The 13,167-nt window shown below is 36.2% G+C and carries 11 protein-coding genes; 9 read left to right on the forward strand and 2 right to left on the reverse strand.

Features of this window, described 5'->3' with window-relative positions; all coding sequences use genetic code 11:
- Positions 1-73 precede the first annotated feature (73 nt).
- The 9 genes from Q0N70_RS00920 (at position 74) to Q0N70_RS00960 (ending at position 7,685) form a co-directional block, all read left to right on the forward strand.
- Positions 74-274, forward strand: a complete 201-nt coding sequence (locus Q0N70_RS00920) for a hypothetical protein (RefSeq protein ID WP_294012413.1) — start codon at positions 74-76, stop codon at positions 272-274.
- A 331-nt stretch (positions 275-605) separates the two neighbouring features.
- Entirely contained in the window at positions 606-1,349 is a 744-nt protein-coding gene (locus Q0N70_RS00925) for a hypothetical protein (RefSeq protein ID WP_294012416.1), read from the forward strand.
- Between the two features lie 38 nt (positions 1,350-1,387).
- Positions 1,388-1,951, forward strand: a complete 564-nt coding sequence (locus Q0N70_RS00930) for a 3'-5' exonuclease (protein WP_294012419.1) — start codon at positions 1,388-1,390, stop codon at positions 1,949-1,951.
- Between the two features lie 77 nt (positions 1,952-2,028).
- A complete protein-coding gene (locus tag Q0N70_RS00935) occupies positions 2,029-2,502 on the forward strand; it encodes a hypothetical protein (protein ID WP_294012422.1) in 474 nt (157 codons plus the stop codon).
- A 27-nt stretch (positions 2,503-2,529) separates the two neighbouring features.
- On the forward strand, positions 2,530-3,312 hold the full coding sequence (locus Q0N70_RS00940; RefSeq protein ID WP_294012424.1) for an FHIPEP family type III secretion protein: 783 nt from the start codon (positions 2,530-2,532) through the stop codon (positions 3,310-3,312).
- On the forward strand, positions 3,305-3,904 hold the full coding sequence (locus tag Q0N70_RS00945; protein ID WP_294012427.1) for a hypothetical protein: 600 nt from the start codon (positions 3,305-3,307) through the stop codon (positions 3,902-3,904). The genes Q0N70_RS00940 and Q0N70_RS00945 overlap by 8 nt, the downstream gene beginning before the upstream one ends.
- Positions 3,905-3,915: 11 nt before the next feature.
- On the forward strand, positions 3,916-4,785 hold the full coding sequence (locus Q0N70_RS00950) for a DnaB-like helicase C-terminal domain-containing protein (RefSeq protein WP_294012430.1): 870 nt from the start codon (positions 3,916-3,918) through the stop codon (positions 4,783-4,785).
- A gap of 159 nt (positions 4,786-4,944) precedes the next feature.
- Positions 4,945-6,612, forward strand: a complete 1,668-nt coding sequence (locus Q0N70_RS00955; RefSeq protein WP_294012433.1) for an ATP-binding protein — start codon at positions 4,945-4,947, stop codon at positions 6,610-6,612.
- A 77-nt stretch (positions 6,613-6,689) separates the two neighbouring features.
- Positions 6,690-7,685 carry a WYL domain-containing protein gene (locus tag Q0N70_RS00960; RefSeq protein WP_294012438.1) on the forward strand — a complete coding sequence of 332 codons (996 nt, stop codon included), beginning with the start codon at positions 6,690-6,692 and terminating at the stop codon, positions 7,683-7,685.
- A gap of 1,773 nt (positions 7,686-9,458) precedes the next feature.
- Here the strand turns inward: Q0N70_RS00960 and Q0N70_RS00965 are convergent.
- Together Q0N70_RS00965 and fusA are read right to left on the reverse strand one after the other, a co-directional pair.
- Entirely contained in the window at positions 9,459-11,108 is a 1,650-nt protein-coding gene (locus tag Q0N70_RS00965; RefSeq protein WP_294012441.1) for a radical SAM protein, read from the reverse strand.
- Between the two features lie 15 nt (positions 11,109-11,123).
- On the reverse strand, positions 11,124-13,157 hold the full coding sequence (gene fusA, locus Q0N70_RS00970) for an elongation factor G (RefSeq protein ID WP_294012444.1): 2,034 nt from the start codon (positions 13,155-13,157) through the stop codon (positions 11,124-11,126).
- Positions 13,158-13,167 lie beyond the last annotated feature (10 nt).

A 13,167-nucleotide genomic window follows, 5' to 3' on the forward strand; every position in this document is an offset into this window, starting at 1 on the left:
TTTACTACATCAAGATTTGATAGACCTGCTGTGTATAATATAAGTAACTAATTGCCAATAGGAGGATTTAGATATGGCTTACGGAAAACCAATACCAAGTAATCAACATGCAAAGTTTATATGCACAAAGTGTGGAAAACAATGGTCTCCAGGTTCTTATGCAACTGGCGGTAGCTTACCAAAAGGAACTCACGCACCATTGATTCCATCACCAACAGCTGGTGGCAAATGTCCAGATACTTCTTCTGGAAATCATGTTTGGGAACAAATGTAATAGAAACAGGGCTCAGGTAAGTAGTTATCTGAGTCCTGTTTATTTAGAAGTAGGTCTAATTATGTCAAATTTTTATTGTGAATATTGTGGCAGAAAGTTTATATCAGTCAGAGGGCTAACAGCAGAACACTGTTATAGACATCCAAGTGGCGCAAATAAAGGTTTTCATAAGCTTTATGAAGGCAGTGAAAAATCACAATATATTTGCAAATATTGTGGAACAAAAACAGGTTCCATAGCAACATTAACAAGTAGCCATTGTGGACGGCATCCAAATGGAGCATATAAAGGTTTTCACACACCTGCACTGTAAAACCAAGGAGTAACTGAAATGAGTAAAGAATCATTAGAAAAATTAAATCAAACATTATTAGAGCATTTTGAAGAAACTGGTATTAAAAATGCATTTTATTATGCGCCTGCTGATGATCATTATTGGAATAAAAGTGAGACTGCAAAACGTATTGCATTTTGTAATCTTGAACCATACAAGAAAGATGAAAAAACACCATTAAATGGCTATGAATTGCTTTCAAAAGAAATTCTTTATGACAATTGGTTTTATACAAATACTCCTGGTAGAATTTTTTTATTTAATTATTTCCTAAGTAAGGCTCTATATAATGATGAAGAAAATACTCCTGAAGAATTAGGTGATATATTTAGAAAAATCAAAAAATCTGAAGAAATAGATAACTTACTTTGGGAAGAATTTGACAACTCATTATATTTTAATTTCCGCTATACTTGTAATGAAACAGGCTCTACAAATGCAGATATACTTTATATTGTTAATCAATATAAGGATCCATTTTATTGTCAGTTTTATCGTGACTTTGTAAAAGAAGCTCAAATTGATGTTTTAGTTATTGGAAGCAAGGATGGGTGTAATTTAATAAATAAGATTTATCCAGAATTACATCTAGAATATAAAGGTAAACCAGTAAAATTTCAAAATACGATTTTTATCTCAACGGAACATCCTTCAAGAATTAGTTACGATGATATGCTAAATAATATTGAAATGATATACGAGGCTGTATATCACAATAATTATATTACTATCACAGACTGATAGACCTCTTGTGCTATTCTGTAAACACGAGGTAACAAATGGAATATTTTGCAATTGATTTTGAAACCGCTAATGATTATCAGAATAGCGCATGCTCGGTTGGTGTTGTCCGTTTTGTTGATGGAGAAGAAAATGATTCTGTTTATTCTCTGATCAAACCGGCTAAAATGTATTTTAGACCAGATTTTATAGATATTCATGGAATCAGCTATGGCGATGTTCGTCATAGTCCACAGTTTCCTGAAGTCTGGCAGACAATTATTGAACCTTTCATAAAAAAATCAGATAGCGAAAACATATATTTTATAGCACACAACGCTCAATTTGATATGGGCGTAATCCGCGGATGCTGTGAATATTTTAGGGTGCCTATTCCAAAAATAAATTACGCCTGTACGCTCCAGATTGCACGAAAAGCCTGGAAAGAATTAAAATGTCATAAACTAACTTATCTGGCTGAACAATTTGGCATTGAATACGATGCTCATAATGCTCTTGCAGACTCCCAAACTTGTGGCAAAATTTTTTCTTTAGCTGCAGAAAAACTAAACTGTACTACACAAGACCTTTTTCTTACTAAAGGTTTCTGTAAAATTTTATAAAATCTTTTTCATAACCTCACGATATGATAGACCAGCCATGTTAATCTATTTTCAACAAATAAATCAGGAGGCTTCACATGAAGAAGTATATTACAATTTTGTTGGCGCTTTGCATTGTTTCGCTTGGATTTTCTCAGACTGTTCTTACACCTAAGGAAAAGGTTTATTCACCTCAGTTTCAGAAACTTATGAAATATAAACTTGCAGAAAAAAATGGATCTGCCTATGTGCATTCTTCCGGCAAGATTTCAAAACATGTAGAAAACGATGCTGAAGGCATTCTTGTTTATGAAACTGACTTTGGTGGTTTTAGAGGGCCAAATGGATTATGGAAAAAAGGAACTATTCTTGCTGGATATAAAGGTAATGAAGTTTACACTTCAATTTTATTTATTGAAACTGCTCCAGATTTTCTAGAAATTTTAATATACAACACTCCTACATATAGAGAATATGGTTTTCTTACAGACACCGAGTATGATATTGATACAATTATTGAAAATTTCATCGAAGGAAAAACTGAAATGAAATGGGTAATGGATACTTTATAAATAATTAAAAACAAGAGGAGGACTTTTATGAACAAATTTTTGAAAATGATAAGAGATTGTTATCCTATTGTTGTTTTGATGCTAGGTATATTTTTTATCTTTATTCCGCTGCCTATGTTTGTTATAGAAGTCCTTCTAGTTTTAGATTATATGCTTGCTATATTTTTATTCTGGTTAAAAACAAATTGTGGAAATGAAAAATTATTATTCTATGCAAGATTTGTAATTAGTTTCTGTCTTCTTACCTGTGGAATTATGATTTCAACACTCAGAACATTTTTAACTATAAAAGATATTGAATCCCAACTTCCGATTGTTAGAGTTATAGGCACTTGGATTTGCAGGGAAAACATAGTTTGTGGATTTTTTACTACACTTTTATTATGCGGAGCTCTTATACTTTTTTGTAAGTTATTTCTTTCAAGGCATGCCAAAATTGGTTCATGTTATTGTTTTGATGCAATGAATACAAAACTCTTCAATATTGATAATTTGTATAATATTAATCTAATTACTGAAGAAGAAGCAAACTGTAGAAAAGAGGCTGTACGCAAAAATGTAGATTATTTTTCTAGCATGGATGGGGCTATTCAATATTATACAGGAACAATAGTAGCTTTTATGGCTATGTATGTCATTGAAATTGTAGGTGGATTTTCATTAGGAATGATTGAACTAAAACTGACCTGGCAGGAAGCCTTATGGCAGTATGTAATGCTTTCAACTGGTTATCTGATTCTTTTTACTATACCAATCTTTATAGTTGGATTAACTCTTAGAATAGCAAAGGAGCAGTTTTTAAATGACTAATGAAATTGTAAACAAATTTATTCAATTCTTAGAAAACGAACAAATTAAACATCCAGAATGGCGAAAAGGTCAAACTATTGTAAATTGTTCGTATGTTTACTGTTATCATTTAGTAAGAAATCTTATAAATACAAAAGTTGATTGCTTTTATGAAGATTCAAAAATAGATACTTTTATAAAAGCATTTAAAGAAAATCTAAAATTTTCTGAACCGTTTGTAGGAATTTTCTGGTTCTATAATGGTCTTGTAATGTTTTCTCATGCAGTTTCATTAACAGAAGGTCTTATTTATGGAGATGCAATTACAGGTGTAAAAGATCATGCAGATTACTGGGAAGAATTATCAAAAGAACAGCTTTCATTCTTACCAGAATCTTTAAGGCAAGAATATTTTTCTATTCCACGAGGACGTGTCGTTTACCATAAAGACACAGATAAGTTTCATATATTGCATGGTAGTAATATTAAGAAAAAAGATTTACAGCAAGTTAGAAAATTGTTCTGTATACCAAAAGAAAAATCAGTTTTTGAAATTGATACTCATTATTGCGAATATACATCGGAAGAATGGAATTCTTTAATTTCGTATTAGAGAGGAAATATATGAATGCTATATGTTGCATAAATGAACTTCTGACGCAATTTATTGATGACTTATCTAACAGAAATGTGTTTAACCAGACTGATTCTATAACAGTGAATGAAAAACTGGCTTTTCGCAAAGATAGTTTAAATATATTAGGAAGTCATACTGGAAAAACTAACTTCTCACTTTCATTAGTTCGTGAACTTTCAATAAACAAGAATGTTCCTGTAGGTTTATTTACATGTGGAGAAAACAATAAAAAGCAAATAGTTAGGAGATTTATTTCACAAGAAGCTAGAGTTAATTACAGCAAAATAGCCAATGGTCATTTACAGCAACAAGAAAAACAACGAATAAATGATTGTATGGAAACTATATATAAATGTCCATTTTTTGTGAATGATGAGGTTCTTTCATTTAATAAATTGAAAGAATATATAAAAACTATGGTTTTAGAAAACAATGTACAATTCATTATTGTGGATGACTTTTATAATTTATCTGACATTTTAGATTATGCCTTTTTTTGGGAATGCAAAACTTCTTATGAAACAAATGATAATTACCGTAATGCAGTAGCAAAACTTCTGAATTCAATAAATAATCTTGCAGAAAAATTTAATATCCCAATTCTTCTAACAATGAATATAAGTCGTTCCTTTGGAGAGCCTACAATGCGTTGTTTTAAGGAATTATCAAGTTTAATTAAAGAAAAATCTGACATGATAATCTTTTTATACAAAGAAAAAGATTATCTCGAAGAAACCGCAGCTGTTGATTATTACATTATAATTGAAAAAAATAATTCTGGTAGAAAAGAAAGAACTCGCTATATATATGAAGTACCATACTTAAGATATGATTTTGATTCAGTGTTGGAAAACTGACATAGGGCTATAAGACATATTTGTTTTTAATAAAAAATTAAAAAATAAAATAGCATTTGATTTTTTTATAATTAAAATTTTTATTCTTTCCATATCAGCATATGATAGACCAGATGTGTTATTAATGTATTTATAATAATCAATAATCGAGGTTGTTTTATGAAGGATTTTACTACGAAAGAAACAATAGTCAGATGGAATATTTCAAAGGCAATGTCTTGCGTGTGTGACTCTCTTAATAAATCTAAACTTAAACCAAAATGTACACAGAAATATAAAAACTCAATGGAAAATCTCAAAGAATTGTATAATCTATCGCAAGTACAAGTCTGGATTATAAGTCTAACTTGTAGTCATTATGTTGAACGAGAAGACAGTTCTACCTTACGTAGTTTGGCAAATAACATTGATGTATCTGCTATGTCAATTATGACCTGGAAAAAGGAGATAGATAATCTTATTGAAAAAGGTTTTCTTGAATTATACGGAACAGAAGGGGATTTCATACCTGTAAGAGAATTAAAAGATTCTCTTTATACGAATACAGTTTTTACACCACAACCCAAACATGAACTGAATGAAATCGATTTTCTAAATACGTTCTCAGAGCGTTATGAAAACAGAAGAAGTTTGGGTATATCTGATTACACAAATCAACGAGAATTAGCCAGATATGAAATACAGCATCAAACTCTTCCAATGATTCAGCGTTTAATAAAAGAAATAGAGGATTGCAATAACCGATTTATCCTTTATGATGTTGCAAATGATGTTCTAAAAGGAGGTGATTCAAGTCTAAATGAAACACTCTCAGATTTGTTCGATGGTGAAACACGTTATTTAGTTGCAACAGAAATGATGGAGGAAGAGCACATATTATTACAGAAGGGCCTTATTGAATTCTGTAAAAAAGGTAATCTGTCTGATGCATGTATCACTCTCTCTGATAAAGGTCGAAAACTTGTTCTTGGTGAAAAAGCCTTTCTGTTCGAGGACTCAATCAATGAGAAAAATCTGATTAAAAAAGACTACATCAAAGAAAAAATACTCTTCTATAGTGAAGAAAACCAGAAAGAAATCGACCGACTCAAAAATGCCCTGAAGGAAGATAAATTAAAACAAATACAAAAGAGATTAATGGATGATGGTCTGCCTGTAGGAATTGCAGTCTTGCTTTACGGTGCTCCAGGAACAGGAAAGACGGAATCTGTAATGCAAATTGCTAAAGAAACAGGACGAGATATTGTTCACGTAGATATAAGCGAGGCAAAGTCTGCCTGGTTCGGTGAAAGCGAAAAGCGTATCAAAAAGATTTTTATCAACTATAAGAATGCCTGCGAGATTGCAGAAAGGAAAAATGAGAAAATACCAATTCTTTTATTCAATGAAGCTGATGCCATTATTTCAAAACGCAAGAACGATACTTCTGGAAATTGTGCGCAAACCGAAAATGCAATTCAAAACATACTCTTGGAAGAACTTGAAAATGTTAAAGGTATATTTATAGCAACAACAAATCTAGTTTCGAACCTGGATCCAGCCTTTGAACGACGCTTTTTATTCAAAATTAAGTTTGAAAATCCATCGACAGAAGCAAAGACTTTAATCTGGATGAATAAACTTTCCTGGATAGAAGAACAGGATGCAAAAATATTTGCAAAAACCTACGATTTTTCTGGTGGTCAGATAGATAACATTGTACGAAAAATTGCAATGAATGAAATAATTACAGGCGAACGTCCGGAAATCTCAGAAATTCACGAAATGTGTAAATCGGAAAAAATAGAAACTCCCGAATGTGCAAAACACATTGGATTTGAATTTTAAACATAGGTCTATCACTATATGATAGATCTATAGTATTATAATATATATGATTAAGTTTGAAATCAGGAGGAATACTTATGGCTACGGAAAAAAGACATATCGATAATCATTTAATGCTGGAGAGACTCTCAAAGATTCACGCAAAAATCAAATCGGGGTGTTATCCTAATTCACAGCAGCTGGCTTTTGATAACGAAGTATCATTACCTACAATAAGCAGAGATATTCAATTTCTAAGAGACCGTTTTGGTGCAGATATTCAGTATGATGCTGCACAAAGAGGATATTATTATGCCTCAGATTTTGGCATGCCTTTGAATATGATTTCCACTAAAGACATTATTTCACTTTCTCTTGCGAAACAGCTTTTATCGCAATATGAAGGAAGTCCAATTTTTAATGAGATTTCAAATATTATTGATTTTCTTTCTGATTCACAGGGGATTGGAAAAGCAGATTTCCTAAAAAGAGTTGCAATGCCACCACTTCCAAAAGTTTTAGTAAATGAACTTGTCTGGAAAACGGTAATGGAATGTTTGCAGAGAAATACTATTTTGAAGTTTGATTATAATGGACGATGGAATACCTCAACTACACACAGAATGCTTCGACCTTATCAAGTACTTTTACAGGATGGAATGTATTTTGTCTTTGGTTATGACGAAAATGCTGATGATTGCAAAGGAGGAGAGAGATTATTCAATCTTTCCCGAATGAAAAATCTGGAAAATACAGGACGTTCTTTTGAATTACCAGAAAATTTTGAATTTGCTTCACGCTGTGGCGGAGGAAGATTTGGAGCTTTTAAGGAAGCAAAAAAAGTTCACTATGAAATTGATTTTTATGATGATGCACGACAATTTGTAAAAGACTGTGTATGGGCAGATGATCAGGAATTTTCTGAAATAGAAGAAGAACATACAACTACAATAAAATTTACGTCTTCTCAATCTACAAAGGTTCTTGAATGGGTTCTTGCACAGGGTGTAAATGCAAGACCTATAGCCCCAGCTGAATTTGTAGAAAGATGGAGAAATGAAATAAGAGGATTAGCTAAAGCGGCTGGTGTTTGATTTTTTTTGCTTTTCCCCCGTGCCCCCGATAGGCTTCGCCTTTTATGCGTTGCCAAGAATAAATATCAGAAAGCAGTCCTTGCGGTGGATTGAAAATAATGCGTTGTTTGCAACGCGTTAAAAAGCGTATGCGTTGCAAAAGCGTTGTTGTGTTTGAGTTTGTTTGACTTTGCTTGAAATATTTTTGAGTGGTTTTGATTTGCCTTTATTTTTTAAATTTCTTTAGCAACGCTTTACTAAAGAAAAAAGATAAATATTAATAAGAGTATAGATATATAATCTAAAAATACGGATATAAACAACTATGCGTTGTTTTGATTGAACGTTATCAGATTAAAACTTTTTGCAAGTTTTTCAAGACTGCTGCGCGCGCTCCCCCCGCGAAATTAAAAATCATCGCGTCGCCGCGACAGCGGCGACATCAGGCAGAATCAGTTCGGAGTGAAGACTGCTTTTCAAACTAAAGCGGTTGCGAAGCATCCGCAACTTTTGAAAGCTGTCTGAACGGAGCTTTCGGTGAATTGATTGGCGAACGGAAATCACGTTGTCCGCCGAAGGCGAACTGTACGAGACATTTTAATTTTGGAAGAGGAACTCGGAAGAAGCAGTCTTGCTTCAAACTCAAGGGCGCTAAGCGGCCATAACTTTTGGCAAGTCTGCTTCTGGAGCTGGAAGAATCCTCGGCCCACTGAGCGGCGGGAGCACAAGGACGTGCGACCAGAGCGACCTGTGTAAGAGGCATATTCATTTTGGAAGAGAAACTCAACGTGGTAAGGGGCGGCAACACGGACGTTGCCGCCTTGCCGATTGAGTGCAGGGGCTTGTCCCCTGTGCGATTGAGGCAACCATTTTTCCCACACAAAGATAGTTCCCAAAAAAAAGCCGCCATTGTAAGACCAACTGAGCATCTTAAAACGGTGGGACAGCTGCAATGCTGAGCAAAAGGTTTCCCCCTTAATCCCCCCGAGAGCGGTATATAGCATTCTATATTTTTTGGAAGGGGGTTGTGGGGGGGTGCCCCGCGGCAGGGGGGAAGGGGGAAAACTTTTGCGTGCCCACCGTTTTAAGTTGCGAAACCCGCGGACTGCACTTTATTTTTTCACGACCAGTTTACAGCGCGAGGAAGAGATTTGGCGGCTTCTACAAAAAGAGTGCTTACTGCAACGATGGGCTCACCTGCGGAAACAGGCAGATGCACAAAGCGGAAGGTGTGGCAGATGCTTTGCTTCTTCGCTTTTCTTCTGCCACTCCTGGAGCGACTGCAGCTGACTGTGCTTGTATTGCTTCTTGCGCCGCTTTCACAAAGGCCACCTTGCGAGCCCGCTAGTAAATGCAAACAGTGTGTGAACGAATGGAGTGAAACGAAGTGAAGCGGAATGAGAGAACACTCTGTTTGCTACCTTTTTGGGAAAGAGCGTTTACTGGAAACAAGAAAAATGTAGAGAGCGGAAGCGGTACGAAGTACGGCTGGAGCGAACGGCAATTAACGAACAGTATTTGGAATAGCGAATTGGACAGTGAATTGGATAGTAAACCCATACTAATGGGTGATACTCAAAACCATTCAGTTTGACTAAGACCAAATAATACATTAAGATACAAGTACTTAATTCGTAAACGATAGGCAGAGTTATTTTTTATGAGCTACACGCTTAAAACTTTTAAGGCGTGGGTCTCGTGTTCGAATCACGAGTAGCTCAGTAGAAGGCACTTGATTTTCAAGTGTCTTTTTTTATTTTAAATCAATTTCAAACATAAAAAATAAAGGCATTTTTATTTTATAACTTTCCAGTCCGCGCCGTTTTTTCCGCCGAAAACTTTTGTTCGATTTTTAAACTTTCCGCAGTTTTCAGATAAAAACGCAACATCGTAGCCGCTCATCAAATCGTCAGGATGATAATGAAGCTCAATACAAGACTCTTTTCCTTCCGCAGTAAAAAGGCTCAACGCATTATTCAAAACAATTATGTCAGAAACAAACGGAATCATTTTTTCAAGATGACGATTTTTGTATTGCGACAAAATAAATTCAAGCTGAAGCTTTTGAATTTCTGAAAATGAAAAATCCGTATTTTTTTTCAGTTCTAAAAAGCGCGAAAAATTTTCAAGAAAAACAGAAGGCTTTACATGAAGCGGAAACAAAATCAAATTGAACCAAGGAACGGCTCTGCCTTTGTTGTAAAAAATATCGGCGGCAAAAGAAAATTTTCTGGCTTTGTCTATGTCTTGAGATGAAAAAGTTTTTGTTTTTAAAACATTGTAAGGCGGAACTTGCTGCCACTCAAGACCCAAAGACGCGGCTTTGTCATGCAAATCAGTTCCAGGCAAAACGCTAAGGCAAAAAAGCTCAAGGTTGTTCGGATAAAGAGAAAGCGCAAAATCCACGCTTTGCTTGAACCCAGAAAAACTGTCGCCCGGAAGTCCGAAAATCAAATCGAATCCAAAGACAACGCCTTCCCTATTTAAAATGCCGATGTTCTTTACAAATGTTTTTTTATCAAAGCTGCGATTCACTAACGCAAGAACTTCTTTATGCATGCTTTGAAGTCCAAACTGAAGGCTGCATGGAATAGAAGCAAACGCCTGGGCAAGTTCCCTGTCAATAAATTCCGCGCGGGCTTCAAAGCTAAAAAATGTTCCGGGAGATTTTCTTTTTATAAGCTGAAGAATTTCCAGCGCGCGTTTTTTATTCGCATTGTAAGTCGGATCAAGAACAAAGACTTGCGGCACTTTTTTTTCAGCAAAAAATTCAAGTTCACGTTCTATGCGTTCCATTGAAAAATACTGAACTTTTTTTTCACCTTTGCTTTCATAGCAGTACGAGCATTTAAATGGACAGCCACGGGCAAGTTCCCACAACGCTCCGCAATAATCAGAAGGATTTAAAGTTCCATCAAGCCACGGTGAAGACAAACTTTGCAATGACGGAGGCAAACTTCGGCATAAGGAATTTTTGTTTTCTCCTTTTTTATATACGCCTTGAATTTCAAAGTTTTCGTTTTTGTTTTCAGAATTAAAAAGTTTATTTATAAGCAACGGCACAGATTCTTCACCCTCGCCGCAAACAGTCCAGTCAAAATTTTTAAACGAAAGCGGAGACGCTGTAACTTCAGGACCGCCAGCAATAAGAATGGCAGAAGGAAATTTTTCTTTTATCTTTCGCGCCAAACTTTCAAGCTGCGTTCTATTCCACACAAAAACACTAAAGCAGACCGCAAAAAGATTTTCAGCGCAGGAAAAAATTTCAGATTCAATCTTAGAGGAACTTCCGCCTTCCAGAGAAAAAGAAGCCAAGCGGACTTCAAAAATATTTTTTGTAAGCGGACTGTTTTTTACAGCGGAAGCAATGCAAGCAGCGCCAAGAGGAACAGCCTGAGGAGATGTTTCCGCCAAAGCAGTAACGCAGTAAACAATCTTGCTCAAGCGTCCTCCAAGAATTTACGCCTTTACTTGGAAGTGGCTGAACACCATTCCGAAGCTTGCTCTTCCTTGTGTTACAGAGCGAAGGTTTGTTGAAAAGCCGAACATTTTTGCCATTGGAGCTTTTGCATGAATTACATTTTCACCTGATTTTTCATCCATGCTAACAATCATTCCACCACGCTGAGTAATCTGGCTCATTGCGTCTCCAACAAATTCAGAAGGACATTCAATGTCAACTTCCATTACAGGCTCAAGCAGTTCAGGAGTTGCAGACTCACACGCTTTGTCAAACGCTTCGGCGGCGGCGGCTTCAAATGCAAAAGTAGAGGCTGTAAGCTCATCGTATTTTATATCAGTTACAGAAACCGCGATGTCTGTGCAAGGATAGCCCATCCGTATTCCAGAAGCAAAGCAGCTTTCAATGCTCTGTTCAATCGCTTCATAAATTTCCTTTGGAATTGAATTGTCATGCACTGCGCAAGTATAAGAATTTCCGGCTCCAGTTTCTCTTGGCTCAATATGAATTGCAAGGCAAGCCGCATTTTCTTTTCCGGCAAGAACTTTGCTGAACTCTTCTTTATAATCGGCGGCAGTAGAAATTGACTCTCTGTAAGTAACCTGCGGAGAACCAACTCTGCACTGAACTTTAAAGTCGTCTCTGATTCTCGTAACAAGAACATCAAGGTGAAGCTCACCCATTCCAGAAATAACAAGCTGCCCGGTTTCTTCATCATCACGGAAAGTAAACGTAGGATCTTCACGGCTAAGAATTTCAAGAGTTTCCTGAAGCTTTGCACGGTCGCCCATTGTTTCAGGCTCAATCGCAATTGAAATAACCGGCTCCGGAAATTTTACGCTTTCAAGAAGAACAGGCATTCCTTCACTTCCCAAAGTATCTCCAGTCTGCGCAAATTTCAGTCCAACAAAAACAGCAATGTCGCCTGCGCTTACACTGTCCATCTGTTCCATTCTGTTCGCATTCACACGGAGAATTCTATTTACACGCTCGCGCTTCTTTTTTCCCACGTTATAAACTTGAGTTCCTGTTGAAATTTTTCCAGAGTACATTCTCACAAAGCAAAGAATTCCTGCCTCGCGGTCATACTGAATTTTAAACACAAGGCCAGCAGGAGTCTTTGAATCTGGATCGCATTTTACAAGAATTTTTTCCTCTTCATTTTTCTTTACGTGGATTCCTTCAGCAGGAGGAACTTCATCTGGAGAAGGAAGATAAGCGACAATCGCATCAATAAGAGGCTGAACACCCTGATTATGCCGGCTTGAACCGCAAAGAAACGGAACTAGAGTTCTGTTAATTGTAGCTTTGCGCAACGCAGACACAAGCTGCTCAACAGAAATTTCTTTGCCTTCTATGTAAAGATCTGTAAGCTCTTCATCATTTGAAGCGACTACATCAACAAGCTTTTCGCGCCATTCCTGGGCAAGTTCTTTATATTCATCGCTGATTTCTGATTCTGTAAATTTTTCGCCTTCAGTTTCTGCATCCCAGCGGATTTCTTTCATTTTTAAAAGATCTATAACGCCTTCAAAGTCCTGCCCGCTTCCCATAGGAATTTCAAGAGCAACAGGCTCGCAGCCGAATTTTTTACGGACATCTTCCATTGCGCCAAAAAAGTCCGCGCCGACTCTGTCCATCTTGTTTACAAAACAAATACGCGGAACATGGAATTCATCAGCCTGCTTCCAGACAGTTTCAGTTTGCGGCTGAACCCATCCAACTGCGCAAATAACGGCAACAGCTCCGTCCAGAACACGCAAAGACCGCTCAACTTCCGCAGTAAAATCAACGTGGCCCGGAGTGTCAATAATGTTTATCTTGTAGCCTTTCCATTCTGTTGTGATTGCAGCCGAAGCGATTGTGATTCCACGCTCCTGTTCCTGCTTCATAAAATCCATTGTAGCCGCGCCGTCATCAATTTCACCGATTTTATGAATTTTTCCAGAGTAATAAAGAATTCTTTCTGTTGTGGTTGTTTTTCCAGCATCAATATGAGCCATGATGCCAATGTTTCTCATTTTTTCAAGCATATAGATTTCC

The organism is uncultured Treponema sp., assembly GCF_945873775.1.
GTDB lineage: Bacteria > Spirochaetota > Spirochaetia > Treponematales > Treponemataceae > Treponema_D.

Coding starts and splice junctions, on each gene's coding strand:
- Q0N70_RS00935 (WP_294012422.1), top strand. CDS start 2,029: ATGAAGAAGTATATTACAATTTTGTTGGCGCTTTGCATTGTTTCGCTT.
- Q0N70_RS00950 (WP_294012430.1), top strand. CDS start 3,916: ATGAATGCTATATGTTGCATAAATGAACTTCTGACGCAATTTATTGAT.
- Q0N70_RS00955 (WP_294012433.1), top strand. CDS start 4,945: ATGAAGGATTTTACTACGAAAGAAACAATAGTCAGATGGAATATTTCA.
- Q0N70_RS00960 (WP_294012438.1), top strand. CDS start 6,690: ATGGCTACGGAAAAAAGACATATCGATAATCATTTAATGCTGGAGAGA.
- Q0N70_RS00920 (WP_294012413.1), top strand. CDS start 74: ATGGCTTACGGAAAACCAATACCAAGTAATCAACATGCAAAGTTTATA.
- Q0N70_RS00925 (WP_294012416.1), top strand. CDS start 606: ATGAGTAAAGAATCATTAGAAAAATTAAATCAAACATTATTAGAGCAT.
- Q0N70_RS00945 (WP_294012427.1), top strand. CDS start 3,305: ATGACTAATGAAATTGTAAACAAATTTATTCAATTCTTAGAAAACGAA.
- Q0N70_RS00930 (WP_294012419.1), top strand. CDS start 1,388: ATGGAATATTTTGCAATTGATTTTGAAACCGCTAATGATTATCAGAAT.
- fusA (WP_294012444.1), bottom strand. CDS start 13,157: ATGCTTGAAAAAATGAGAAACATTGGCATCATGGCTCATATTGATGCT.
- Q0N70_RS00940 (WP_294012424.1), top strand. CDS start 2,530: ATGAACAAATTTTTGAAAATGATAAGAGATTGTTATCCTATTGTTGTT.